The following is a 25,503-nucleotide window of genomic DNA, read 5'->3' on the forward strand; positions in this document are numbered from 1 at the left end:
CCTTCTTCCGAGATGCCGCCCATGCACCCGACCGAACCCGTTCAACGCAGCAGCGCGCTGCCGCCATCCGGCGACCCGCCCGTGGGGCGGGGCAGCGTGCCGCCTGCCGCGCCTGCTCCCGACGAGCCGCGCAAGCGCCGCGGCGTACGCATCGCCTTGACCGCCGGCGGCCGCGTCGGCCTGTCGATGGCCGGCCTGATGCTGTTCATCGCCGTGTTCGCGCCGCTGCTCGCGCCGCACGACGTCGGCGCGATCGTCACGCCGGACGTGTTCGCGCCGTTCAGCGCGAAGCTGCCGTTCGGTTCCGACTTCCTCGGCCGCGACATGCTGAGCCGGATTCTGTACGGCACGCGGCTGACCGTGCTGCTCGCGCTCGCCGCGGTGCTGCTCGCCGCGGTGACCGGCACGACGCTGGGGCTGCTCGCGACCGTGTCCGGCCGCGCGGTGGACGAGACGATGAGCCGGCTGCTCGACGCGCTCACGTCGATTCCGTCGAAGATGTTCGCGCTGATGTTCGTCGCCGCGTTCGGCTCGTCGCTGCCGCTGCTGGTGCTCACCGCCGCGGTCAGCTACATGCCGGGCTCGTACCGGATCGCACGTGCGCTGGCGGTCAACATCAGCACGCTCGAATTCGTGCAGGTGGCGAAGGCGCGCGGGGAAAGCGCGCTGTACATCGCATGCGTCGAGATGCTGCCCAACATGATCCATCCGATGCTGGCCGACACCGGGCTGCGCTTCACGTTCGTCGTGCTGCTGCTGAGCGGCCTGAGCTTTCTCGGGCTCGGCGTGCAGCCGCCGTATGCGGATCTCGGCTCGCTCGTGCGCGAGAACATCGCGAGCCTCGGCGACGGCTCGGCCGTCGCGATCATGCCCGCGGTCGCGATCGCGATCCTGACGGTGGGCGTCAACCTGTTGATCGACGGTTTGCCGCATCGCGGCCGCCGCAAGGGCGCGGCTGCCGCCGCGGGAGAACACTGATGCGGGATGAATCGACTCCGGAATCGACGCCGCTCGTCGAGGTGCGCGGGCTGCGCGTGGTCGGCGGCCGGCCGGGCGGCGCGGAAACGACGATCGTCCACGACGTCGACTTCGACATCGGGCGCGGCGAGGTGCTCGCGCTGATCGGCGAATCGGGCTCCGGCAAGACGACGATTGCGCTGTCGCTGATGGGCCATGCGCGCGCGGGCTGCCGGATCGCCGGCGGCTCGGTGAAGCTCGGCGGCACGGACGTGTGCACGCTGAGCGCGCAGGCATTGACCGCGCTGCGCGGCCGCAAGGTCGCGTATATCGCGCAGAGCGCCGCCGCCGCGTTCAATCCGTCGCGCACGATTCTCGACCAGGTGATCGAGAGCGCGCTGATCCACAAGACGATGACCAGGCGCGATGCGCAGGCGAAGGCGGTCGAGCTGTTCCGCGCGCTCGCGCTGCCCGAGCCGGAGACGATCGGCAGGCGCTATCCGCACCAGGTGTCGGGCGGGCAGTTGCAGCGGTTGATGGCCGCGATGGCGCTGATCACCGATCCGGAACTGGTGATCCTCGACGAGCCGACCACCGCGCTCGACGTGACCACGCAGATCGACGTGCTGCAGGCGTTCAAGAGCGTGATCCGGCGCTGCGGGATGAGCGCGGTGTACGTGTCGCACGATCTGGCCGTGGTCGCGCAGATGGCCGATCGCATCGTCGTGCTGAGCGACGGCGTGATCCGCGAGACGGGCGCGACCGAACAGATCCTGCATGCGCCGGCGCACCCGTACACGCAGAGCCTGATCGCGGCGGTCACGCCGAACGATGCCGAACGCGACGCGAAAGCGGCGAGCGTCGCGCCGGCGCCGCTGCTCGACGTGCGCGGCGCGATCGCCGGCTACGGTGGCCGGACCGCGAAGGGCTGGCCCGCGAAGGTGATCCTGCACGAAGTCGACCTGCGCATCGGGCGCGGGCAGACGGTCGGCGTGATCGGCGAATCGGGCTCCGGCAAGACCACGCTCGCGAAGGTGATCGCGGGCCTCGTGCCGGCGACGGCCGGACAGATCCTGCTCGACGGCGAGCCGCTCGCGCTCGATATCGGCAAACGCTCGAAGGAGCAGCACCGCCGCGTGCAGATCGTGTTCCAGAACGCCGATACCGCGCTCAACCCCGTGCATACCGTCGAGCGCACGCTGGCGCGGCCGCTCGCGTTCTATCACGGGATCCGCGGTGCGCGGGCCCGGCAGCGCGTCGCGGAGCTGCTCGAACTCGTGCGGCTGCCGCAGGCGGTAGCCGGGCGACGCACCGGAGAATTGTCCGGCGGGCAGAAGCAGCGCGTGAACCTCGCGCGCGCGCTCGCGGCCGAGCCCGACCTGATCCTGTGCGACGAAGTCACGTCGGCGCTCGATACCGTGGTGGGCGCGGCGATCATGGACCTGCTGCGCGACCTGCAGGCGAAGCTCGGCGTGTCGTACGTGTTCATCACGCACGACATCGCGAAGGTGCGCGCGATCAGCGACGACATCGTCGTGCTGTACGCGGGCCGTCGCGTCGAAACCGGCAGCCGCGACGCGCTGTGCGCGCCGCCTTATCACCCGTATTCGCATCTGCTGGTGTCGTCCGCGCCGGAGCTGCGCGCGGGCTGGCTCGACGATGCGGCCGAGCGCTGCCACCGGCCGCTGGTGCCGATCGGCGAGCGCGAGCACGAGGCCGAGCTGTGTCCGTTCCTGTCGCGCTGCGCGATGCGCGTGGACGGCGTGTGCAATCGCACGGCCCCGTCGCTGCGCACGCTCGAGAACGGTGCGCAGGTGCTGTGCCATCGCAGCGAGGAAGATCTCGTGCGCTTCCAGGCGGAGCCGGTGCCGGCGGGCGGCGCGACGGTGCAGCCGGTACGGCTGTGATGCGCGCCATCGTTCGTGCATCGCGCCTGCCCGCGCCGGCGATCGACGTTGCGCATAGTGTGCTGCGGCAGGCGCGCAAAACGGCAAATGACGCGTGTGGCGCGCGCGAATACGCGGCAACTGCGCTTTTTGATAGTGATTAAATGATTCTCATTGGACGGTCGCCGATCGTCGTCGCCGGAATGCTCGAGAAAATTCGATGAAACTGGAATCGTACTGGCTGGATACCCGTCCCGCGTTTCGCGCCAGCAGCGAAGGGCCGGTCGAAGGGCGCGCGGACGTAGTCGTGATCGGCGGCGGTTTCACCGGCTTGTCGGCGGCACTTGCGCTCGCGCAGCGCGGCGTGTCGGTGGTCGTGCTCGAAGCCGCGCAAGTCGCCGGCGAAGCGTCCGGCCGCAACGGCGGCCAGTGCAATACCGGTGTCGCGCAGGATTATGCGTCGCTGGCCGCGCGCATCGGCGTCGAGCAGGCGAAAGCGTTCTATCGCGCTTATGCAAGCGCGGTGAAGAGCGTCGAGACGATCGTCACCGAACAGGCGATCGACTGCGATTTTCGGCGCGCGGGCAAGCTCAAGCTCGCCGCGAAGCCGCAGCATTTCGCGGGGCTCGAAAAAACCTTCGACGCGTTGCGGCGCGACGTCGATCCGGACATCGAACTGATCGAGCCGTCACGCATCCGCGATGAAATCGCGTCCGACGGCTTTTATGGCGGACTCCTGCAGCGCAACGGCGCGCAGATGCACATGGGCAAGTTCGGCGTCGGCCTCGCGCAAGCAGCCGTGCGGGCCGGCGCACGCGTGTACGAGCACGCGGCCGTCACGCAGCTCGACCGGCTGGACGGCGAGCGTCACCGGATCACCAGCGCCCGCGGCACGATCGTCGCCGACCGCGTGCTGGTCGCGACCGGCGCCTCGCAGCACGGGCCGTTCGCGTGGTTCCGGCGGCGCATCGCGCCGGTCGGCAGCTTCATCGTCGTGACCGAGCCGCTGCCGGATGCGCAGTTGAACCGGCTGTTTCCGCATCGCCGCGCATACGTGACGTCGCGCCAGATCGGCAACTACTTCCGCGTGACGCCCGATAACCGGCTGCTGTTCGGCGGCCGCGCGCGCTTCGCGATGTCGAGCCCGCGCTCCGATGCGAAAAGCGGCGACATCCTGCGTGCGGGCATGGCCGGCTATTTCCCGGAACTGGCGAACGTGCGGCTCGACTACTGCTGGGGCGGGCTGGTCGACATCACCGCCGACCGGCTGCCGCGCGCGGGCCAGCATGACGGGCTTTATTACTCGATGGGCTACAGCGGCCACGGCGTGCAGATGTCGGTGCACATGGGCCGCGTGATGGCCGACGTGCTGTATGGGGCGGCCGCGTCGAACCCGTGGCGCGAGCTCGACTGGCCGGCGATACCGGGTCATTTCGGGCACGCGTGGTTCCTGCCGGTCGTCGGCGCGTATTACCGGATGCAGGATTTCCTGCACTGAAGCGAGCGCCCGGGAGAATTCGATATGACAGTGCAATTCATTGGCTCGGTTGGCTCCGTCGGCTCGCCGCGTGTGGCGCAGCCCGTGTCGCCCGCGATCGGCGACGTGCTGCGCACGATCGATGCATCGTTCGCGCAGCCGCTGAACCTGGACACGCTCGCGGCGGTGGCCGGGCTGAGCGTGTCGCGTTTCACCGCGCGTTTTCGCAGCGAAACCGGGCTGTCGCCGCACCGGTATCTGTGTCTCGTGCGGATACGGCGGGCGCAGGACTTGCTGCGCGCCGGTCTCGCGCCGTCGGTCGTCGCGACCGACGTCGGCTTCTTCGACCAGAGCCATCTGTGCCGGCATTTCCGGCGCGTACTCGGGATCACGCCGCGCGATTACGTGGTCGCCCGAACGGGCGGCGCGCCGGTGCGACCGCCATCGGCGCGCCTGCGCAGCGAACGCCGCGACGCGTCGTGTCACGCGGCGTAGGCGCACGCATGGACGACATGCCCCGCTGAGGATGTCCGGCACAAGCGCCGGCGAACGACGATTTCCGATATCGCATGACGGCTTTCGAACGAATCCGTCACGCACTGCACAGGAGCAGAAATGACCGCAGTTTTCGTGTTGCACCGGGCTGACGGCGCACCGTCTTCCACCGCATTCCGCAAGCAGGCGTTCGGCGCGAGCGATCCGTTCGCGTCGCATCGCGAGATTGCGTGGGAAGGCCCCGACGCGATGGCCGCGGGGCGGATCGTTTTCGTCGGCGAACTGGACGTGGCGAGCTTTCCGCACATCGAAACCCTGGCCGTCATCCAGGGCGAGCTGACGCTCGAAGCGGCCGGGGCCGCGCCGCTGGTGGTCGGCCCGGGGCAAGGCGCCGTCATCGGCGGCGGCACCGCACTGCGCATCGCCGCGCAATCGCCGGTACTCCTGACGTTCTGCGCGGCAGCGTGCGCGCAACCGACGAAACGCGGCGTCTTCGCGCTGCGCGCCGACGCCGATTTCAAGCCGTCCGCCACGCTGCCCGCCGAGGCGCTGCTCGGTCCCGCGCCGCAATGCCGCAGCGACAACGTGTTCACCGACGACGGCGCCGGGTACTGCGCGGGCACGTGGGATTCGACGCCGTATCACCGGATCGTCCGGCCGCATCGCGCGAACGAGTTCATGTTCCTGCTGGACGGCGGCGTAAGGTTCGCGGCGCCCGACGGCAGCGTGCAGTCGCTCGGTACCGGCGACGCGCTGTTCGTGCCGCGCGGCGCGTCGATCGGGTGGGAAAGCAGCGAACGCGTGGCGAAGTTCTACGTGATGCAGAACGTCAAACCTTCCACCGAACGAGACTGAGCATGTCCCCTCCGCTGCGCCATATCGAAACCTTGTCCACGCCGCCGGCCGCGGCCGACGTCGTCGTGATCGGCGGCGGCATCATCGGCGTCTTCACCGCTTATTACCTGGCCCGCCGCGGCATCTCGGTCGCGCTCGTCGAGAAGGGGCGCATCGGCGCCGAACAGTCGAGCCGCAACTGGGGCTGGTGCCGCCAGCAGAACCGCGATGCGCGCGAGTTGCCGATGGCGAGCAAGAGCATCGATCTGTGGGAACGCTTCGCGGCCGAATCCGGCGAAGACACCGGCTTTCATCGCTGCGGGCTGCTGTATCTCAGCAATGACGAAGCCGAATTGTCCCGCTGGGCGAGCTGGGGCGAATTCGCGAAGACGGCAGGCGTGACCACCTACATGCTCGACAGCAAGCAGGCCGCCGAGCGCGGACGGGCAACCGGGCGGCAGTGGAAGGGCGGCGTGTTCTCGCCGACCGACGGCACGGCCGATCCGGGCAAGGCCGCGCCGGCCGTGGCCGCCGCGCTGATGAAGCTGGGCGGCAGCGTCCACCAGCACTGCGCGGCGCGCGGCATCGAACTCGAAGGCGGACGCGTCGCGGGTGTCGTCACCGAAGCCGGCGTCATCAAGACGCGCACGGTCGTGATGGCCGGCGGCGCCTGGGCGTCGTCGTTCTGTCGCCAGCTCGGCATCCGCTTTCCGCAGGCGTCGATCCGCCAGTCGATCCTGAGCGTGGCGCCCGTCGACACGCCGCTGCCCGATGCGATGTACACGTCCGGCGTGTCCATCACGCGCCGCAGCGATGGACGCTATGCATTGGCGATCAGCGGCCGCGCGCGCGTGGACCTGACACCGCAGTTCCTGCGCTTCGCGCCGCAATTCGTGCCGATGTTCGCGAAGCGCTGGCGCAACCTGCTGCCGGGCGGCCTCGAAGGCGTGCGCGGCGGCCATGAAACGCTGAAGCACTGGCGCCTCGACGCGCCGACGCCGATGGAGGCCGTGCGCATTCTCGATCCGAAGCCCGACATGCCGACCGTCACCGAAACGTACCGCCGCGCGGCCGAACTGTTGCCCGAACTGCGCGACGCGAAGATCACGCACGCGTGGGCCGGGTTCGTCGACAGCACGCCGGACGGCGTCCCGGGCATCGGCGAAGTGCCGGGCGTGCCGGGGCTGATCCTCGCGGCGGGGTTTTCGGGGCATGGCTTCGGGATCGGCCCGGGCGCCGGGCACCTGATCGCCGATCTGGCGTCCGGTGCGCAACCGTTCGTGGACCCGGCGCCGTACCGGCCCGGCCGGTTCAGCGAGTCCGCCTGGGGCAAGGTCGCCGATTTCTGATGCAACGCCGTCACATGGATGAGAGGCCGCCTGTATCCGACGCGCGTCGAGCCCGGCCGCCCGCGAGCGGCAGGATCGGGGCAGCGAACGTTCGCCGGCCCGGCAGTGCGATGCGACAGCTTGGGAGTGCCTGATGCGTTTCAGTTCGTACTGGCTCGATACGTCGGAGCCATTCGTGAGCCACTCGCCCGAATTGCCCGACGGCAGTTGCGACGTCGTGGTGGTGGGCGGCGGGATCACCGGTTCGGCCGCCGCGCTGGCGCTGGCCAAGAAGGGCGCGCGCGTGATCGTCTGCGAGGCGGGCACCGTCGGGCAGGCGGCATCGGGGCGCAACGGCGGCATGTGCAACAACGGCTTCGCGCAGGATTACGCGTCGCTGTCGCAGCGCCTCGGCACGGAACTGGCCAACCGGCTCTATCTCGCGTTCGACGCGGGCGTCGACACGGTCGAGCGGCTCGTCAACGAAGAGTCGATCGATTGCAATTTCGCCCGCACCGGCAAGCTGAAGCTCGCGGCGAAACCCGAGCACTACGACAAGCTCGCGCGCAGCCACGCATTGCTCGCGGCGAGCGTGGACCCCGACACGCGCCTCGTGACGAAGGCTGAACTGCGCGACGAGATCGGCTCGGATCGTTATCACGGCGGGTTGCTGTTCGGCAAGAGCGCGGGGATGCATGTCGGCCGATATGTGCGCGGCCTGGCGCGCGCGGCCCAGGCGCGCGGCGCGCACATCGTCGAGCAGGCGCCGGTGCTCGGCCTGAAGCGGCAAGCGGGCGGCGCGTATGCGGTGCAAACACCGCTCGGCGAGATCAGAGCGCGTCAGGTGCTGCTCGCAAGCGGCATTTCGCACGTCGGGCCGTTCGGCTGGATTCGCCGCAGGGTCGTGCCCGTGGGCGCCTTCATCATCGTCACCGAGCCGTTGCCGCGCGAGTGGCTCGACCGCTTGCTGCCGACGCGCCGGATGGCCACCGACACGAAGAACTTCGTCAACTTCTTCCGCACGACGCCCGACGGCCGTCTGCTGTTCGGCGGCCGCGCGCGGTTCGCCACGTCGAACCCGCGTTCGGACGAAAAGAGCGGCGCGATCCTGCGGCGTCAACTGGCCGCCGTGTTTCCCGAGCTGGCCAGCGTGCGCATCGACTATTGCTGGGGCGGGATGGTCGACATGACGGCCAACCGGCTGCCGCGCGCGGGCGAGCGCGACGGCGTTTACTACTCGATGGGCTATAGCGGCCACGGCACGCACATGGCCACGCTGATGGGCACGTTGATGGCGGAAATCATGGACGGGCGCGCGGAGCTCAACCCGTGGCAAGGCTTCGACTGGCCGGCCATTCCCGGGCACTTCGGCAAACCGTGGTTCCTGCCGTTCGTCGGCGCCTGGTATCGACTCAAGGACACGTTGAAATGAATTCACCTGTTGTTCACCTGATGCAAGCCGGCCGGCTCGATCGCTTCTTCATCGACGGCGACTGGGTGTTGCCCGACGGCGGCGACCGATTCGCCGTCGTCAGCCCGTCCACTGAAGACACGCTGGGCGAAATCCCGCTCGGCAGCGCACGCGACGCCGACCGCGCGGTGCAGGCCGCGCGCCGCGCGTTCGAACGCTGGTCCGCAACTTCACCGCAGGAACGCGCCGCGTTGCTCGACCGCGTGCATGCGTTGATGCTCGAGCGTGCCGAACTGTTCGCCACGGCGCTCGCGCTGGAAATGGGCGCGCCGATCAGCTACGCACGCGCCGCACACGTCCCGCTCGCCGCCGAACATATCCGCGTCGCACGCGACAACCTGGCGAACTATGCGTTCGTCAGGCAACGCGGCACGACCGCGGTCGTGCGCGAGCCGATCGGCGTCTGCGCGCTGATCACGCCGTGGAACTGGCCGATCTACCAGATCACCGCGAAGGTCGGGCCGGCGCTCGCGGCCGGCTGCACGGTCGTGCTGAAGCCGAGCGAGCTGTCGCCGCTCAGCGCGCTGCTGTTCGCGGAAGTGATCGCCGATGCGGGCGTGCCTGCCGGCGTATTCAACCTCGTGAGCGGCAGCGGCGAGACGGTCGGCGCCGCGCTGTCGTCGCACCCGGAGGTCGACATGGTGTCGATCACCGGATCGACGCGCGCCGGCGTGCTGGTCGCGCAGGCGGCGGCGCCGACCGTCAAGCGGGTCGCGCAGGAGCTCGGCGGCAAGTCGCCGAATATCGTGTTGCCGGATACGGACCTGTCGCGCGCGATCGCGCCGGGCGTGGCCGCCGCGTTCCGCAACATGGGGCAATCGTGCAGCGCGCCGACCCGCATGATCGTGCCGCGCAAGGTGCTCGGCGCGGTCGAGGAGCTGGCTGCGGCTGCGGCGCGCACGCTGGTCGTCGGTGATCCGTTCGTCGAGGCCACGACGCACGGGCCGCTCGCCAACCGCGCGCAGTTCGGGCGGGTCGCGCAGATGATCGACGCGGGCATCGACGAACGCGCGAAGCTGATCGCCGGCGGCCCCGGCCGGCCCGCGGGGCTCGATCGAGGCTTTTATGCGCGGCCGACGATTTTCTCCGACGTGCGCACCGACATGACGATCGCGCAGCAGGAGATCTTCGGCCCGGTGCTTGCGATCCTTCCGTACGACACCGTCGACGAAGCGGTCGCGATCGCGAACGACACGGTCTACGGGCTCGGTGCGCACGTGCAAGGCACCGACAAGGCGCAGGCCCGCGCGGTGGCTGCCCGCATCCGCGCGGGTCAGGTGCATCTGAACTATCCGGCATGGGATCCCCAGGCGCCGTTCGGCGGCTACAAGCAGTCGGGCAACGGCCGCGAGTACGGGATCGAAGGGATGGAGGAGTATATGGAGATCAAGTCGATCGTCGGCTTTTACGACTGACCCGGCCGCCGCGCGCGGTTCGCGCCGGCGGTACAGTTGGAAGCCCGCTACTTTCCGAAGGTGCCGAAATTGGAACTGGATAACCCCGTCATTCCCGACCCGTTGCTGCAAGCGCATCACGCGCACTGGGCGAAGCTGCGCCGCGACCTGCATGCGCACCCCGAGTTGCGATTCGAAGAACACCGGACGGCCGACGTCGTCGCGAGCGAGCTGGAAGCGCTCGGCTATGCGGTGTCGCGCGGGCTGGGCGGCACGGGCGTCGTCGCGAGCCTGCCGGGCGCCGATCCGGCGCGCGGGATCGTGCTGCGCGCCGACCTGGACGCATTGCCGATCCACGAAGCCAACGATTTTGCGCATGCGTCGTGCACGCACGGGATCATGCACGCGTGCGGCCATGACGGCCACACGGTGATGCTGCTCGGCGCCGCACGCGTGCTGAAGGAGCTGCCGCAGTTGCCCGGCACCGTCCATTTCGTGTTCCAGCCGGGCGAAGAAGGCGGCGCGGGCGCGCGCAGGATGATCGACGACGGGCTGTTCGAGCAGTTCCCCACGGAGGCGGTATTCGGCATGCACAACTGGCCCGGGTTGCCGGCCGGGCATTTCGGGTTGCGCACGGGCCCGATCATGGCCGCCGGCTCGCGCTTCAGGATCACGGTGACGGGCAAGGGCGCGCACGCGGCGCAGCCACATCTGGGCATCGATCCGGTGCCGCTCGCCTGCTCGATGGTGCTGCAATGTCAGACCATCGCCGCGCGGCACAAGGACCCGGTGGATCCTGCAGTCATCTCCGTCTGCATGTTCCATGCGGGCACGACGGACAACGTGATTCCCGACACCGCCGAGCTGCGCGGCACGATCCGCACGCTGTCGTCGGCCTTGCAGCAGAAGCTGCAGCACGACGTGCGGCTCGCGTGCGAGGCGCTGGCGAGTGCCTATGGCGCGCAGGTCGACGTGGAGTTTTTCCAGTACTACCCGGCGACGGTCAACACGCCGGCCGAGACGGCGCTGTGCGAAGCGGTGATTCGCGACACGTTCGGCGACGCGCGCTTGGCCCGCGACGTGCCGCCGAACATGACGTCCGAGGATTTCGGTTTCATGCTGGAGGAGCGGCCGGGCGCTTACGTGCTGATCGGCAATGCACAGGACGGCGCGAGCGCACCGGCGCTGCATCACCCGAAATACGACTTCAACGACGAGATCATTCCGGCTGGCGTCCGCTATTGGGTCGCGTTGGCGCAGCACTACTTCGCGCGATCGCGATGATGTGCGCAGCCGGCATTGAAGTCGGGCCGTGGCGCGCGACGACACTTTTATAAAGACTGCTTGATGAAACAGGACAACGATATGAAGGATTCCGACACGATGCCGGCGCTTCGCTACCGGCGCTTCACTGCCGCGGACGTCCCCGCGGCCCATGCGCTGACCGTCGCGCTTCGCTGGCCGTTCAGGGCGGAAGACTGGCAGTTTTCCGCTGACACGTCGACCGCGTTCGCGGCCGAGGAAAACGGCGTGGTGATCGGCACGGCGATGTGCTGGAAGTACGGTGCCGATCGCGCGGCAATCGGGCATGTGATCGTGTCCGACGCGCATCAGGGCCGAGGCATCGGCCGCAAGCTGATGGAGCTGCTCATCGACGAACTGGGGCCGCGCGTCACGTTCCTGCATGCGACGCCGGCCGGCCGGCCGCTGTACGAGAAGCTGGGTTTCAACGTGTGCGGCTCGCTCGGCCAGTATCAGGGGAACGTGATGCGGCCGGCCGACGTGGTTCTGCCCGAAGGCGTGCAACTGCGTGCCGGATCGCCGGCCGACTGGCCGCGCCTCGTCGAGCTGGACGCGCGCGCGTCCGGCCTCCAGCGCGATGCGTTGATGGCCGCGCTGTTCCAGCGCGGTGAAAGCGTCGTGCTCGAACGCGATGGCGAGGTGGTCGGGTTTTCGGTGCTGCGGCGCTTCGGGCGCGGCGACGTGATCGGCCCGGTGGCTGCGCCGCGCGCAAGCGACGATGCGTATGCGAAGGCGCTCGTCAGCCATTGGCTGACGCAACGGGAAGGTGAGTTCGTCCGCATCGACGTGCCGGACGGGACCCGTCTGCCGGACTGGCTGGCCGAACAGGGTTTGGCGCGGGTCGATACGTGTTCGAAGATGGTGCGCAACGCGCCGGCGTCGGCGCACGAAGGGCCGGCCGATCCGATCTGCGGACAGTACGCGCTCGTCAGCCAGGCGATGTTGTAGTCCGCGGCGACGCCCGCGGGATCGCCTCGCGCACCCGGCCCGGCGTTGCCGGGCCCAGGCGGCGATCGCTTTACTTCACCGGGGTGAGAACCGGCGCGCCCTTGTTCTTGAGCAGCATCACGACGAATTTCGCCGGCTTCGTGCTGCTGGCGTTTCGTCCGACCGTGTGCACGTCGTCCGGTCCTTCGTGGTACGTGTCGCCGGCATGGAGCGTGACCGTTTTCCCGCCGTTCAGGCCCATCACGATGCTGCCGTCGAGCACGTAGACGAAGGCGTGAGCATCGTGGCGATGCACGGGATCGACGGCCCCGGGCGGATAGTCCACGACGATCATTTCCACTTCCTTGCCCGGATACTCGGGCAACGGTTCCGTGGTCAGTTGCGTCACCGTGGCGTGCGGGGCGGCGGCGGCCGGCTGAACGGGGGCCAGGAGCGACAGCGCGAGCGGTGCCAGCGCGAGCATGAGGCGTTTCATGTCGTTACTCCAGGTTGGCCTTGTCGAGCCCGAACATCTTGTCGAACGAGCCGGGCACGACGCGGAAGGCGACGTTCAGCCGGTTCCAGCAGTTGATGGCGCCCACGAGGAAGGTGAGATCCGACAGTTCCTTCTCGGAATAGTGGCCCCGCACGCGTTCGTAGAGCTCGTCGGGCACGCCGTGCGACGGGATCTGCGTCAGCGCTTCGGTCCAGGCGAGCGCGGCGCGCTCGCGCGGCGAGAACAGCGTCGACTCGCGCCAGATCGAGACGTGATGCAGGCGCAGTTCGCGCTCGCCGTGGATCTTTGCCATCTTGGTGTGCATGTCGACGCAGAACGCGCAGCCGTTGAGCTGCGACGCGCGAATCTCGACGAGCTCACGGATCGGCGTCTCGATCGTCGTCTTCTGAAACAGTCCGTCGAGTTCGACGAGCTTCTTGGTCAGCTCCGGCGATTGCTGGAAGTAGTTGATACGTTGCGTCATGATCGGTTCTCCTGAAATGTGGAATCGCGACTGCCGGCCCTGCATGTGGCGCCCCACGCACGGCCTGCCTGACAACATCGTAATCGCGGGCCCCGCGGGCCAGTAGTGCCCGGCAGGTGCGCATTCTGTTGCCGCTTCGGCACCAATCCATGTCGGGGGCGCGGTCGATCTCAACCGCGGCGGAAAGGCGCACGGTTCACTACAGCGCGATGACCGTGTCGCCGCACGGCGCGCCCGCGGGTTCGGCGAGCATCGCCCTGAGATCGCGTTCGATCGTGCCGCACAGCGTCGAAATGGGCACGTCGTTCGCGCCGCCCTCGAACGGGTTCTCGGTGCTCTCGCCGACCTGGTCGAGCGAGGTGTACATCCACGACACCGCGACACTGCACGGCACCACCAGCCAGACCATGTAGCCGTGCATGAAACCGCTCACGCCGTCGTTCAGCCGGTTGAACTCGTTCAGCAGACCGAACGGCAAAGACAGGCAGAAGAACCGGACGAACAGCGAGCTGACGGTCGCGTACTGGCGCGGATACGGGAAATTCTTGAAACGCTCCGCGCGCGACTGGAGGTCGGTGAAATCCCCGATCGTCTTGTGCAGGTCCATGTAGAAGCTCGTCTCGAGGCGGCCGGCCGTGTGCAGCGTCGCGAGCGTGCGGCGTTGCAGGCTCAGCACGAACGTCGCGATGGAGGCGGACGCGCACGCCTGGGCCGCTTCGGACGGCGACAGGTACGCCGGGAGCAGTTCCCGGATGTCCTGTTCCCACTCCGGCACGCGATAGTACCGGCGGTACTCCGCGTTGTAGCGCTTGTTCGTGCTTTCCCAGACGCGCGGGCGGCGCAAGTCGTAGCGCAGCGCGGTGAGCCACGCAAGGTGGCGATAGACGAGGGTTCGCGCGATCTCTTCGTCGCCGACGAAGTCCTGCACGACTTGCCCCCAGCGACGGCTTTTGCTCAGGACGCCGATCCAGATGTCCAGCGCGTCCGCGGCGCGGTTGTACGTCTGGACATTCTTGAAGCCGACGATGAACGACGTCGCGGTGCCGAGCAGCGCCACGATCGTCAGCGGGATCGACAACCATCTGACCGAAAAGAACGTGTACAGGACGACCGGGACGGCCCCGAAAGCGAGGAGCTCGTAAACTTTCCAGCGCGTCCAGATCAGGAATTCCGCCAGCTTGTAGGATTTTCCGAGATGCATGTCTTTGACCTCATCGAGGACTCAGCGGGGCGCGAGACGCGCAGCGGCGCGGCCACGCACGAGGCGACGGCGGCGAAGGCAGGCGGCGGGCCGGGCGCCGCCGCCGCACGACGCGCGTCGGGTCAGTCGACGACGGTCACGACATTCACGGCGCCTTGCCTGGCCATCTTGGCGTACGGGCACAGGCGCTCCGCGGCGCGCACCCGCTCTTCGGCGACGCTGCGCTCGACGCCGCGCATCCGGACGCGAACCTCGAAGATCAACGCATGACCGCCGTCCATCGGATCACGGCCGAACGCAACCCGCACCTCCACCGCGGTCTCTGCCGGCGCCGTGCCGGCGCGTTGTTCGAGCAGGTTCAGCGCGCCATGAAAGCACGCGGCGTAGCCGGCGGCGAGCAGCTGTTCGGGATTGGTGCCGCCGCCCGGGCCGCCGAGTTCGGTGGGCAGGCGCAGTTCGAGGGCAAGGCTGCCGTCGTCGGAGCGGACGACGCCCGACGCGCGGCCGTGTCCCGTCTCGCCGCCGGTCACGGTGACGCTCGTCGTATAGAGCGGCTGAAACGCGTGGCCCCGATACCGGTCGAGGAGGGAAAGCGGAGGGGCCTGGAGCTTCTGGTCGTCCATGATGCGTGCTCGAGTTCAGCGCCGCTTCGATTCCCGGTCAGTCGTGTGTCGAAGCGTGTGGCGAACGGGGCGGCGCGGCCCCGGGCAGATAGCGTCGCCAGGCACGCGTGGCGCGAACGATCGCACGAGCGCTGCGGCGATCTTCCGGTGCGGTGCGATCCCTGGCGGGTCTCCGGGAAAAGACGCCTCCATGCTAGAGGAGCACGATCGGCGGCGGTATGGCCGTCCCGGGCGATTCAATGTTTCCCTTCGGGCACCAATCGGGATCGCGACGCGACGCCCGGCCGTTGCGCGCCGCGCGTCAGCGGTCCAGGCAGGTGCGCAGCGTTCGCGCGTGACGTTGCGCTTCGTCCGCGTCGACGATGTTCGCGAACCCGATGACGAGGCCGCGCGGCGTTTGCCGCGTGTGGCTGTTCGTATACCAGATCGACAGCGGAAGGACCGCCAGGCCGGCGTCGCGCGCGCGGGCAGCGACGGCGAGGTCGTCGACCGGTCCGTCGGGCCCGTCGGTGAACTGCACCGCGAACTGGATGCCGCCCGCCGGCAATTCGACCATCAGCCGCTCGCCGAACGCCTGCCGCAGCGCGTGCACGATCAGCATGCGGCGCTCGCCGTACAGCGCGCGCATCCGCTTCAGGTGCCGCGCGAAGTGCCCCTGCTCGATGAAGTCGGCGAGGGCCGCCTGCAGGAGGGGCGGCGAACCGGCATTCATGCTGCATGCCACGCGCTCGACGCGCTCCACCGCGCGCTCGGGCACGACCGCGTAGGCGAGCCGCAGGCCGGGATACATCGCCTTGCTGAAGGTGCTGCAATAGATCACGTGATCGCGTCGGTCAAGGCTCTTCAGCGCCGGCAGCGGGCGGCCGAGATAACGAAACTCGCTGTCGTAGTCGTCCTCGACGATCCACCCCGACGTCCTGGCGGCCCAGTCCAGCAGCGCGATGCGGCGGGACAGCGACAGCGTATGCCCGAGCGGGCTCTGATGCGACGGCGTCACCAGCGCGAAGCGGGCCTGCGGGTCCAGTTGCATGCCGCGCGCGACGTCGATCCCTTCGTCGTCCACCGGCACGGGGACGAGCTGCACGCCGGTCTCGGACAGGAAGCCGCGGGCGAGCAGGTAGCCGGGATCCTCGAACCACACGCGGTCGTTCGCCCGTGCGAGGCTGCGCAGCATGAGTTCCAGCGTGGCGCGGTAGCCGCCGGTGACGAAGACCTGGTCCGGCACGCAGGTCACGCCGCGCGACAGCGTCAGATAGGTGGCGATGTGTTCGCGCAGCGGCCGGTAGCCGGCCGGATTCGGATAGCCGAGCAGCGCGCGTTCGCCGCTGCGCGCGCGCAGCGACACGAGCCGGTGCCAGACCTTGCGCGGAAACGCGTCGAGCGCCGGGAGCCCGGGCTGCAACGGGCTCGGCTCGCCGCTCAGCGCGACGGCGATCGGCTGCGGGCGCCGCGGCGGCTGGAGGTCGGCGGGCGGGATCGACGGGGCTGACTGGGCCAAAGGGGTCGAAGGGGCCGGCGTCGACGCCCGCGGCGGGGCCGCCGGTTCGCCGGGCCGGTTCGGCGGGGTACCGGTGCGCGGCGGCGACGCCCGGGTCAGCGAGATCGGCAAGGACGGCGAGACGAACGTGCCTGCCGCGCCGCGCATCTGCAGATAGCCCTCGTCGACGAGGATCGTGTAGGCCTGTTCGACGGTGCCGCGCGCCGTGTTCAGTTGCGTCGCCAGGCCGCGCAGCGCGGGTACGCGGTCGCCGGGGCGCAGGTGGCCGGCGGCGATCGCGGCCCGGAACCGCTCGCAAATCTGCAGATAGAGCGGCAACTGGTGCTGCCGGTCGATTTCGATGGTCAGCGGAAGAGTGGGCTCGGACATCGCGGCTTCTCGGGTAACGCACGCAGGGACAGGATCGGATCCAGCTTGGACTAGTCCGATCGCCGATTCTTGGCACTGATGGATAGGACATGATTCTTCCACAATTGCGTCACGCGATGCGACGGTCTTGACCGCCTCCTCCGGATCCGGCACCCGTCACGCCCGGTCGCATTCCCGTCAAATCCAATCGTCAGGAGATTGTGCGATGAAAATCGTTGTCATCGGTGGTTCGGGCCTGATCGGCTCGCGTGTCGTCACGTTGCTCGCCGAAGCAGGTCATCAGGCGCTGGCCGCCTCGCCGAGCACCGGCGTCAATACCGTCACGGGAGAGGGGCTGGCCGATGCATTGACGGACGCGGATGTCGTGGTGGACGTGACGAACGCGCCGTCGTGGGAGCCGCAGGCGGTACTGGATTTCTTCCGCACGTCGGCACGCAATCTCGGCAAGGCCGAAGTGGCCGCGGGCGTGCGCCATCACGTCGCGCTGTCGATCGTCGGTTGCGACCGGATGCCGGAGAACGGCTATTTCCTGGCCAAGGTCGCGCAGGAGCAGGCGATCGAAGCGGCGGGCGTGCCGTACACGATCGTGCGCGCGACGCAATTCATGGAATTCATCGGCGGCATCGCGGACTTCAGCACGCAAGACGGCACGGTCCGCATCGGCGACGGCCTGTTCCAGCCGATCGCCGCGGAAGACGTGTCGGCGCTCGTCGCGCAGATCGCGCTTGGCGGCCCGCAGAACGGCACGGTCGAGATCGCGGGCCCGGATCGCGCGCCGTTCGCGGAGATCGTCGCGCGCTACCTGAAATCGGTCGGCGATCCGCGCGCGGTGGTGACCGATCGCGAGGCCCGCTACTACGGCGGGCGCGTCGAGGAAACCTCGCTGGTGCCGCTCGGGAATGCGCGACTCGGCCGCATCGGCCTCGACGCGTGGTTGGCGCGACGCTGATTCGCGTTCGCACGTGTGACGGTTCGCAGGCGCCCGCGGATCGCGGGCAATCGGGATGATTGGCATGGGGGCAGCGGAAAATGAATCATTCGGAACCATCGGAGTACGGCGTGCGGCGCGACCTGGCCGGTCGCGCCAATGCCCTGTCGGCGAGCTTTGGCGCGAGCTATGCGGGCATCCTGGCATTCGTTGCCGTGGCGAGCGAGGGCAGCTTCACCAAGGCCGCCGAACGGCTCGGCGTCGGGCGGCCGGCCGTGAGCCGGAACGTCCAGAAGCTCGAGGCGCAACTGAGCACGCGGCTGTTCCAGCGGACCACGCGCACGACCGAACTGACGTGCGAGGGCCGGCGCTTCTACGAGAACTGCCATCAGGGCGTGGCGCAGATCGTGGAAGCCATGAACGACATGCTCGAGTTGCGGCAGGGGCCGCCGCGCGGCCTCATTCGCATCAGTTCGGCCGTGGGCTTCGGCCGGAAGATCGTGGCGCCGCTGCTGGCCAAATTCGCGGACGCGTACCCGGACATCGATATCGACCTGCTGCTCGACGACCGGCCGATCGACCTGGTGTCCGAGCGGATCGACGTGTCGTTCCGCAACGGGCGCATCGAGGATTCCAGCATCATCGCCCGCCAATTGATTCCGATGCAGATGGCGCTCTGCGCGGCGCCGTCGTACGTGGCGACGCACGGGCTTCCGCAGAGCCTGGACGACCTCGACCGGCACGCGTGCATCAATTTCAGGTTCGCGAGCGGACGCCTGTTCGAATGGGAGTTCAATGTCGACGGCCGCCCGCGGAAGTACCTGCCGACCTCGCGCCTCACGTTCAACGACGCGGACCTGGTATTGCGCGCGGTGCTGAACGGCGCGGGCATCGCACAGTTGGCGGGCTACCAGATCCGCGACCATCTCGCATCGAAGGCGCTCGTCGTCGCGCTGGCGAAGCATGTGCCGGAAGATCGCGGCCATTACATCTGCTATCTGAGCCGACAACACCTGCCGACGCGCATCCGCATCTTCGTCGATTTCATGACCGAGCAGATTCGCGCGCTCGACCTGAACTGCATGACGCAGTTCAATCGGGACCTCACAGTTGCTTCGTCGACGGGATTGGCTGCTTGAAGAATTAGGGGCTTGGGGAAAGCGGGCGGCCCGCCGGCTTCCATGGAAATCGTCCACCGGCCACGATTTTTTCATCGGTCGAAGCAACGACGAACCACGCAGTGCAAGTCGAGTGCGCAAAGCCGCCTGCCGAATGATCGATAACGGTGTCTTAATGAATGGGCGGTTTATTCAATGTCGTGCAATTAAATCCTGGAAAAACGGGCTGAAATTAAAAACGAATCAGGCGTTTGATCGAAATTAAAAAACTATCAATACGGGACGTTTATTTTTCAGGTTTTAGCGGATAAGGTTCGGTTCGGTGAAAGTGATTTGTCAGAAAACGCGGCGATTCATCATCGCGTGCCGCGGATTCATCGGGTTGCCGCTTTTGCCGATCAGTGTGCGCGACGACGTGTCGACAGGAGCCCCTGCCGGGGATCCTGCGGCGGGCCCGACACGCGCATATCCGTTCCGACATCGATGTCATGAGGGCTCATGAACAAGATCATCCGCAGATACGTTGCTTCCGTGGTGCCATGCGCGTTGACCGGCGTGGCACTGCTGGTCGCGGCGGCCGGTGCTCACGCGCACGGCCGTTTGACCGAACCGCCTTCGCGTATCGTGCTGTGCACGCAAGGGCAGAATCCGAACTGCCACGTCGACGCGTGGCACGCGAACGCGATGGAGAACGGCAAGTTCTTCCCCGCGACGCAAAGCGGCCTGTCCGATCCGTTCGCGCCGGCCGACGCGAAGAATGCCGCACCGCCGCCGGATGGCGAAATCGCCGGCGCCAGCACGAATGGCCCGCTGCCCGTGCTGAACGAGCAGTCGCCGAGCCGCTGGCAGAAGATCCCGCTGCGGCCGGGCGCGTTGCAGAATTTCAAATGGGAATTCAGCGCCGTGCACAAGACGCGTCGCTGGAACTACTTCATTACGCGCGCCGACTGGAACCCGTCGGAAAAGCTGACGCGCGCGCAGTTCGAGCCCACGCCGTTCTGCACGATCCAGAATCCCGGCCAGCCGTACTGGGATCCGAACGCGAACCTGGTGCCGCAGCAGCCGACCATTCACCAATGCCGGTTGCCGATGCGTAGCGGTTACCACGTCATCCTGGCGGTCTGGGAAGTCGCGGATACGGCGATGGCGTTCTATCAGGTCGTCGACGCGACGTTCACCAACGGCGATACGACCCGCAGCCCGTTCTGATACCGCTGCAACCCGACGCGCCCGGCGATGCCCGGGCGTCATGAATGGAAGAGCGCCGCTCAGGAGCGCCGATGCGCTCGCCGACCGACCGGGCAGTCTCCAGCCCGGCTTGCCGAAGCAGCCCCATCATTGCCTCTCCGCCCACCCGCGCGACGCCGTCGTACGGCCGGATCGCATCGCCTGAATTTCGTCGCCTTGAACAATCGGTCGGATGGCTGCGAGCTATCCGTTTGAATTGTCGAATCGCGACAATTGCAATAGGGTGATGCGATCGCGTGAATATTTCGGGTTTCGATATTGATGGAAATAATCGATTCCAGGGTTGATGCCTGATGATTATGTAGTATAACAAATCGAAGTGCCGGCGCTGAATTGAAGGATCACTACATCGGCCGTCGAATTGTTTCTCGTCGTTGAGATAAAGACGGAATCAATATCGGAATTTGTCTTCAAGTGGCAATTTGTCAGGTTGATTTCTTTTGAATTCGACCTGGGCGGAGCGTTGTCAATCGAAAGGGGAAATCATGAGCCAGACCGGAATCGAGGGCATGAAAATGAAGCGCAACCAGCACACCGGAATCATGCGGCGATCAACCTTGAAGGGCGCGCTGGCGCTTTTGCTGGCAGGGTCGTTTTTAGGCGCCGGCACCGGCGCTGCCGCGGCGGGGGCATCGGGTATCGGCACGGCGCCGGCATTCGTCTATAGCCCGTACAAGGACGCGACGATTTCGATGAACTGGAACACCAACGTCATCTCGACGAACGTCACGGGGCAGCTGAGCCCGGTGCTGTCGGTGCTGCCTACCGGTGTCCGTACGATGACGCTCGCGTTCGCGACCGGTGAATGCGGCAGCGAGAACTGGGCGGGCGTCGACGGCGGCGCAATGGCGGCTGCCAATGTGCCGCTGTTCACCGCGGCCAATGTGAATTACGTGATTTCCACCGGCGGCGCGGCCGGCATGTTCACGTGCGGGGCGGATGCGGGCATGGCGGCCTTCATCGATCGTTATGCATCGAGCAACCTGATCGGCATCGATTTCGATATCGAGGGCGGGCAGACGCAACAGGTGATCAACGATCTCGTCCAGCGCGTGGCCGTCGCCCAGCAGAAATATCCCGGCCTGCGCTTCAGCTTCACGTTGGCGACGCTGGCGCCTTCCCAGCAGGGCGCGACCACGGCCAGCTCGTGGGGCGCCAGCGCCCCCGACAGCTTCAACATATACGGCGACTGGGTCATGCAGGCGATCCAGGCGGCCGGCCTGAAGAACTACACCATCGACCTGATGACGATGGACTACGGGTCGGCTAGCGCGGGGAACTGCGTGGTCGCGAACGGCACCTGCCAGATGGGACAGTCGGCGATCCAGGCCGCGATGAACCTGCACGATCACTGGGGCGTCCCGTACAACCAGATCGAGCTGACGCCGATGATCGGCGGCAACGATGTGGTCGGCGAAACCTTTACGCCGGCGGACGCGGACACCGTGGCGCAGTTCGTGAAACAGAATGGTCTCGCGGGTGTCCACTTCTGGTCGTTCGACCGTGACGTCGATTGTCCGCCCGGCGCCGCATCGTCGACGTGCAATTCGATCGGCGGTGTCGGTACGCTTGGTTATACGAACCGGTTTGCCAACGGCCTGGCGCCCGGTAAATGAATGAAGCCGGGCAGGGAGGAGACCATGCGGGCCGCTCGTATGATTGCGACGACGTTTCGCATGGTCTCCGATTTCCTCGACCGGCAACCGGAGGCATCGCCGTTGTCGAGGGCCGTGCCGGCGGCACTCGACGGATGCGCTCGCCAGGGCGGAGCGTCAGCGTCCACCCTGGGACGATGCGCCACGCTTGTCGAAGAAGTGCCCCATCAGTTCGAGCAGCGGCCGGCGTCGCTTGGTCACGGCGAATGCCCACTCGTGGGTCTGGCGCGGCGCCTCGGCCGTCGAGACGGCATCGAGCAGCCGTTGTGCGCGAGGCAGGTCGTACCACGGCAACCACGGGTACGCATGATGGGCGACGTGAAGGTTGAAATTCAGGATCACCCAGCGTGACCAGAGTGGAACGTTGGCGCAGCTGTGCGACACCACGTCCTGCTCCCAGAGCGGCGGGCGTGCCGCGTCGTCGGCCAGCAGCGGGATCTCGGCGTGATGCGGAAGGTTGAGCAGTTCGACGGCCATCAGCAACACGATCCACAGGATCGTCGAGAACGCGATAAGGCTGCCGAGCACGCCCGCACGGTACGCCAGCGCGCCGACCGCCGCGTAACCGGCCAGGTAGATCACACTGAATGCGATCTCGGTATTCGATTTCGCGCGATGCGCGGGCGTATCGCGGTGCAGGAACGGTGCGATCCAGTGGCTGAGGAAATGATTGAACGCCATCATCGGGATCCAGTGCCGCCAGATGAATTCGAGCGTACGCGCGCCGCTTTCCGTCATCACGGAAAACTTCTGGATCATCTTGCGATTCTCCGGATCCCGTGTCGGGTGCGCGGTCCACGCGTGATGGCCCAGATGCGATCTGCGCCGCGGCAGGTACGGCAACCCGATGATCCATCCGCAGAGATGGCCGATGGCCTCGTTGCACGCGCGCGAACGCGATGCGGCGTTGTGCAGTGCCTCGTGCAAGATCAGATAGAGGTGAATCAGCGCGAGCGTGGCGAGGACGAGCGCGGCGATGCGTCCGGGCCCGCCGGCGAGCCAGAGCACCCACGCAGCGGCCAGCAATGCGACATCGGCGAGCCAGAGCGCGAGCGTCAGGTGTCCGGTGGGTCCGTTCGGCAATGTCGCCTTGACCGAGCGCCATTCGTCTTGGGTCATGTGCTACCTCGATTGAGTGGATTGATGGGGGGCGCGGCGCGTGGCCGGCGTGGATCTCAGGTGGACAGGATGCGTTGGCCGATCTCGCGGTAGGCGGCATCGAGCACGTCGATGTGTGCGTCGAGTCCGTTCTTGCTCGCGAAGCCGTTGTCGCGCCGGGCGAGCAGCAGGCAGTCGTAGCGCGCGCCGCGGCTCCAGTGCCACGCCGGCAAATAGGCCGTGATCCGGAAGCCGGCTTCGAGCATCGCCTTGACCAGCGTCAGCTTGTCGGCGAGCACGATCGCGCCGACATAGGTCGTCGTGCCGCGTCGTTTCAGGAAACGCAGCAGATCGGCCGTGACGTCGCGCTCGGTCATGAACGGGCCGCCGGCATGCTGGCAGAGATAGATCGCATCGGCCCGCTCGTCGACACGAAACGTGAAGTCGTCCGCGCACTCGTACCCATGCCCCCAGAAACAGGTATCGGGATACGGTGCCGGCGTTCCGGCGACATCGAGCGGTTCGAAGATCGCGCTGCGCAGAACGTCGGATTCGCGGAAGATCGGCGAGAGCGGCAGGCAATGCCTGAAGCGCGGCGAGCGGAATGTCTCGAGCGCGATGACGTGATGTTCACGCACGCCATGCGCGCTGTCGGGTGACCCGTCGTGTCCGACCACGACGCCATCGAGATGACGCAGCAACGCACGCAGCGCGATTTCGGTGCGGGCAATTGCGAAGGCCAGATCGTGATCCGCGGTCGGCAGCGTGTCGATCGCGGATTGCATCAGCGCCGACAGGACGCCCAGGTGACGATGGTGCCGGGAAATCATCGCACGGCCGTATTCCCACGAGCGATTCTGCGCGTTGTAGCTGACGCTCATGCAACCGATCGTGGCGTGCGTTTCCTCTTCGGCGACAAACCACAGTTCCGATTTGTTCGAGACGGCGCGCCTCACGTAGCCCGCATCGAGACACGGGTGCGACGAGTCGCCGTATTCCCGTTCGAACAGCGCGCAGATTCCCGAAGTGTCCGACACCGTTCCGCGGCGTATCCGGAGTGGCCGGTGGCGGGCGCCGTTGGGCTCGACGCGGTTCCCGCCCGCGGTGCTGCCATCAATTGAATTCATCGCCTTGCTTGCCCTGGTGAGGGTGAGTGGTTGCGCGAATCGAGAGGCGACCCGCGCATCGTCGGCGACGACTTTAATTATCCTTACGTTTGATTGTCAAACAAATTCAATCGATTTATTCATTGTTGATTTCATTTGAATGATGAGGCTGATGGTTGTCGAAAACGAGCGTGACATCATGAGGAGAATGGCGGAAATCGGCTTGTGTGGCGGGTCTCGGGAAGGGTGCCTCACGTCGCCTGAAAATGGATTGAAGAGATGAAGGCGGCATCCGCAAATCTTCTTCAGGAATTGAATAATTCATCGGAGTGGTTGAAGTGCTGTAAATAAAAATATCGTGACATCGGTTCCATTTTTTGATTCTGAAAAACAAAGTCGTTTTATTTTTGCTTTTGATGCGTTATAGGTTTCCAATGTAAAAACGCCGATTTCGCCGGCTGCGGTCGCCGCGTGTCGACGGTGCTCGACCATCACGAAGTTGACGGCTTGCCGACGCCCACCCTGCCCACAAAAATCGACAAATCGGAACAGATGGGCGCAGTGTTCCCGCCTACCATCCGCACGTACCTCGCGCATTCGCGCACCACCGCAGTATCGGCAGAGGCATCGTCCGCGTTCCGCTGCACGTGTTTCCCTCGCACCCTCGCATCCTGACAAGCCGCCCAACAGGCAAAGGATTCGCCATGTCCGCAAGATCGTTCGCTTCATTCGTGCTGGTGCTGCTGCTCGCGGCGTGCGGAGGCGACTCCGATTCGTCCGCTCCCGCCAGCGCATTCGCGGCCACCTCCGTGCGGGCATCGCAGGCCGCCACGTGGAAACCGCTCGTGCCGGGCACGAGCTGGCAATGGCAGATCGACGGCAACCGGATCAACGAGACGGTGCTGGACGGCGTGAACAACCCGCGCAAGATGTTCGACGTCGACATGGAGCTGACCGATGCCGGCACGATCCAGCGCCTGAAGGCGAAGGGCATCTATGTGGTCTGCTACATGGAGGTGGGCGGGCGCGAGGACACGCGTGGCGACGCCGGCAAGTTTCCGGACAGCGTGCTCGGCAACCCCGTCGAAGGATACGAGGATCACGAACGCTGGCTGGACATTCGCCAGACCACGATCCTGATGCCGCTGATGCTGGCGCGGCTCGACCAGGCGAGGAAAAAGGGCTGCGACGGCATCGAGCCGGATCTCGACGACAGCTATCGCCAGGAAACCGGCTTTCCGCTGACGCGTGACGATCAGCTGCGGTACAACACGGCGCTGATTGCCGCCGCGCACGATCGCGGGATGTCGATGGGCCTCAAGAATGGCTCGGGTATCGCTGCCGCCATGGCGAAAGTGGCCGACTGGGCGCTCAACGAGCAATGCAACAGGTTCCACGAGTGCGGCGACTACGCGAGCTTCATTGCGCTGAACAAGGCCGTGTTCAATGTCGAGTACACGCGCCCGGACGGCATGACGCTCGCGGCGTTCTGCCCGGCGGACAACCAGGCCAATTTCGACGGCATTCTGAAACTGTCGAGTGACACGCTGGCGGCGCTGCCGCGTGCGGCCTGCCGGTTCGAGTGAACGGCGGTGCGCGTCGCCGCGT

Annotated in this window: 23 protein-coding genes; 15 read left to right on the plus strand and 8 right to left on the minus strand. The window is 66.8% G+C overall.

Annotated elements, in window-relative coordinates; genetic code table 11:
- The first annotated feature begins 21 nt into the window (after positions 1-21).
- The 10 genes from CFB43_RS33375 to CFB43_RS33420 all read left to right on the plus strand — a co-directional run bounded on the left by CFB43_RS33375 (position 22) and on the right by CFB43_RS33420 (position 12,092).
- Entirely contained in the window at positions 22-978 is a 957-nt protein-coding gene (locus CFB43_RS33375; RefSeq protein WP_089498403.1) for an ABC transporter permease, read from the plus strand.
- Positions 978-2,864 carry an ABC transporter ATP-binding protein gene (locus CFB43_RS33380; protein WP_089498404.1) on the plus strand — a complete coding sequence of 629 codons (1,887 nt, stop codon included), beginning with the start codon at positions 978-980 and terminating at the stop codon, positions 2,862-2,864. The genes CFB43_RS33375 and CFB43_RS33380 overlap by 1 nt, the downstream gene beginning before the upstream one ends.
- Positions 2,865-3,063: 199 nt before the next feature.
- On the plus strand, positions 3,064-4,341 hold the full coding sequence (locus CFB43_RS33385) for an NAD(P)/FAD-dependent oxidoreductase (protein ID WP_089498405.1): 1,278 nt from the start codon (positions 3,064-3,066) through the stop codon (positions 4,339-4,341).
- A gap of 24 nt (positions 4,342-4,365) precedes the next feature.
- Complete coding sequence (locus tag CFB43_RS33390) at positions 4,366-4,815, plus strand: helix-turn-helix domain-containing protein (RefSeq protein ID WP_089498406.1); 450 nt, start codon at positions 4,366-4,368, stop codon at positions 4,813-4,815.
- Positions 4,816-4,935: 120 nt separating this feature from the next.
- Positions 4,936-5,670, plus strand: a complete 735-nt coding sequence (locus CFB43_RS33395; RefSeq protein ID WP_089498407.1) for a cupin domain-containing protein — start codon at positions 4,936-4,938, stop codon at positions 5,668-5,670.
- 2 nt (positions 5,671-5,672) lie between these two features.
- Entirely contained in the window at positions 5,673-6,998 is a 1,326-nt protein-coding gene (locus CFB43_RS33400) for an NAD(P)/FAD-dependent oxidoreductase (RefSeq protein ID WP_089498408.1), read from the plus strand.
- A gap of 133 nt (positions 6,999-7,131) precedes the next feature.
- Positions 7,132-8,409: an NAD(P)/FAD-dependent oxidoreductase gene (locus tag CFB43_RS33405; RefSeq protein WP_089498409.1), complete on the plus strand. Its 1,278-nt coding sequence runs from the start codon at positions 7,132-7,134 to the stop codon at positions 8,407-8,409.
- Positions 8,406-9,863 carry an aldehyde dehydrogenase family protein gene (locus CFB43_RS33410; protein WP_089498410.1) on the plus strand — a complete coding sequence of 486 codons (1,458 nt, stop codon included), beginning with the start codon at positions 8,406-8,408 and terminating at the stop codon, positions 9,861-9,863. Before CFB43_RS33405 ends, CFB43_RS33410 begins: the two co-directional genes overlap by 4 nt.
- 75 nt (positions 9,864-9,938) lie before the next feature.
- The gene (locus tag CFB43_RS33415; RefSeq protein WP_089499040.1) at positions 9,939-11,126 is read left to right on the plus strand and encodes a M20 aminoacylase family protein; all 1,188 of its coding nucleotides are present in this window, start codon (positions 9,939-9,941) and stop codon (positions 11,124-11,126) included.
- 81 nt (positions 11,127-11,207) lie between these two features.
- Positions 11,208-12,092, plus strand: a complete 885-nt coding sequence (locus CFB43_RS33420; protein WP_256990172.1) for a GNAT family N-acetyltransferase — start codon at positions 11,208-11,210, stop codon at positions 12,090-12,092.
- A gap of 70 nt (positions 12,093-12,162) precedes the next feature.
- Here CFB43_RS33420 and CFB43_RS33425 read toward each other — a convergent pair whose 3' ends face one another.
- From CFB43_RS33425 to pdxR, 5 genes are all read right to left on the minus strand, one after another.
- Positions 12,163-12,567, minus strand: a complete 405-nt coding sequence (locus CFB43_RS33425; RefSeq protein ID WP_089429382.1) for a cupin domain-containing protein — start codon at positions 12,565-12,567, stop codon at positions 12,163-12,165.
- A 4-nt stretch (positions 12,568-12,571) separates the two neighbouring features.
- The gene (locus CFB43_RS33430) at positions 12,572-13,051 is read right to left on the minus strand and encodes a carboxymuconolactone decarboxylase family protein (RefSeq protein WP_089460136.1); all 480 of its coding nucleotides are present in this window, start codon (positions 13,049-13,051) and stop codon (positions 12,572-12,574) included.
- Between the two features lie 199 nt (positions 13,052-13,250).
- A complete protein-coding gene (locus CFB43_RS33435; protein WP_089498412.1) occupies positions 13,251-14,252 on the minus strand; it encodes a bestrophin family protein in 1,002 nt (333 codons plus the stop codon).
- A 122-nt stretch (positions 14,253-14,374) separates the two neighbouring features.
- Positions 14,375-14,875 (minus strand): Ohr family peroxiredoxin, encoded by a 501-nt coding sequence (locus CFB43_RS33440; RefSeq protein WP_089498413.1) that lies wholly within the window; start codon positions 14,873-14,875, stop codon positions 14,375-14,377.
- 301 nt (positions 14,876-15,176) lie between these two features.
- A complete protein-coding gene (pdxR, locus tag CFB43_RS33445; RefSeq protein WP_089498414.1) occupies positions 15,177-16,742 on the minus strand; it encodes a MocR-like pyridoxine biosynthesis transcription factor PdxR in 1,566 nt (521 codons plus the stop codon).
- Between the two features lie 205 nt (positions 16,743-16,947).
- Here pdxR and CFB43_RS33450 point away from each other — a divergent pair, with 205 nt between their 5' ends.
- The 4 genes from CFB43_RS33450 (at position 16,948) to CFB43_RS33470 (ending at position 21,652) form a co-directional block, all read left to right on the plus strand.
- Positions 16,948-17,691 (plus strand): SDR family oxidoreductase, encoded by a 744-nt coding sequence (locus tag CFB43_RS33450; RefSeq protein ID WP_089498415.1) that lies wholly within the window; start codon positions 16,948-16,950, stop codon positions 17,689-17,691.
- A gap of 80 nt (positions 17,692-17,771) precedes the next feature.
- Positions 17,772-18,809 carry a LysR family transcriptional regulator gene (locus CFB43_RS33455; protein WP_089498416.1) on the plus strand — a complete coding sequence of 346 codons (1,038 nt, stop codon included), beginning with the start codon at positions 17,772-17,774 and terminating at the stop codon, positions 18,807-18,809.
- Between the two features lie 477 nt (positions 18,810-19,286).
- Positions 19,287-19,997, plus strand: coding sequence for a lytic polysaccharide monooxygenase (locus CFB43_RS33460; protein ID WP_226274034.1), 711 nt, complete (start codon positions 19,287-19,289; stop codon positions 19,995-19,997).
- Between the two features lie 524 nt (positions 19,998-20,521).
- Positions 20,522-21,652, plus strand: coding sequence for a chitinase (locus CFB43_RS33470; protein WP_256990173.1), 1,131 nt, complete (start codon positions 20,522-20,524; stop codon positions 21,650-21,652).
- Positions 21,653-21,808: 156 nt separating this feature from the next.
- On the opposite strand, the gene CFB43_RS33475 is transcribed toward CFB43_RS33470, so the two are convergent.
- From CFB43_RS33475 to CFB43_RS38160, 3 genes are all read right to left on the minus strand, one after another.
- Positions 21,809-22,810: a fatty acid desaturase family protein gene (locus CFB43_RS33475; RefSeq protein WP_089498418.1), complete on the minus strand. Its 1,002-nt coding sequence runs from the start codon at positions 22,808-22,810 to the stop codon at positions 21,809-21,811.
- 56 nt (positions 22,811-22,866) lie between these two features.
- Complete coding sequence (locus CFB43_RS33480; protein ID WP_256990174.1) at positions 22,867-23,670, minus strand: hypothetical protein; 804 nt, start codon at positions 23,668-23,670, stop codon at positions 22,867-22,869.
- 546 nt (positions 23,671-24,216) lie between these two features.
- Positions 24,217-24,492, minus strand: coding sequence for a hypothetical protein (locus CFB43_RS38160; protein ID WP_144023159.1), 276 nt, complete (start codon positions 24,490-24,492; stop codon positions 24,217-24,219).
- A 107-nt stretch (positions 24,493-24,599) separates the two neighbouring features.
- On the opposite strand from CFB43_RS38160, the gene CFB43_RS33485 reads away from it, so the two are divergent.
- Positions 24,600-25,481, plus strand: coding sequence for an endo alpha-1,4 polygalactosaminidase (locus CFB43_RS33485; protein WP_089498420.1), 882 nt, complete (start codon positions 24,600-24,602; stop codon positions 25,479-25,481).
- Positions 25,482-25,503: the final 22 nt, after the last annotated feature.

Origin of the sequence: Burkholderia sp. AU15512, assembly GCF_002223325.1 — a bacterium.
Classification (GTDB): Bacteria; Pseudomonadota; Gammaproteobacteria; order Burkholderiales; family Burkholderiaceae; genus Burkholderia.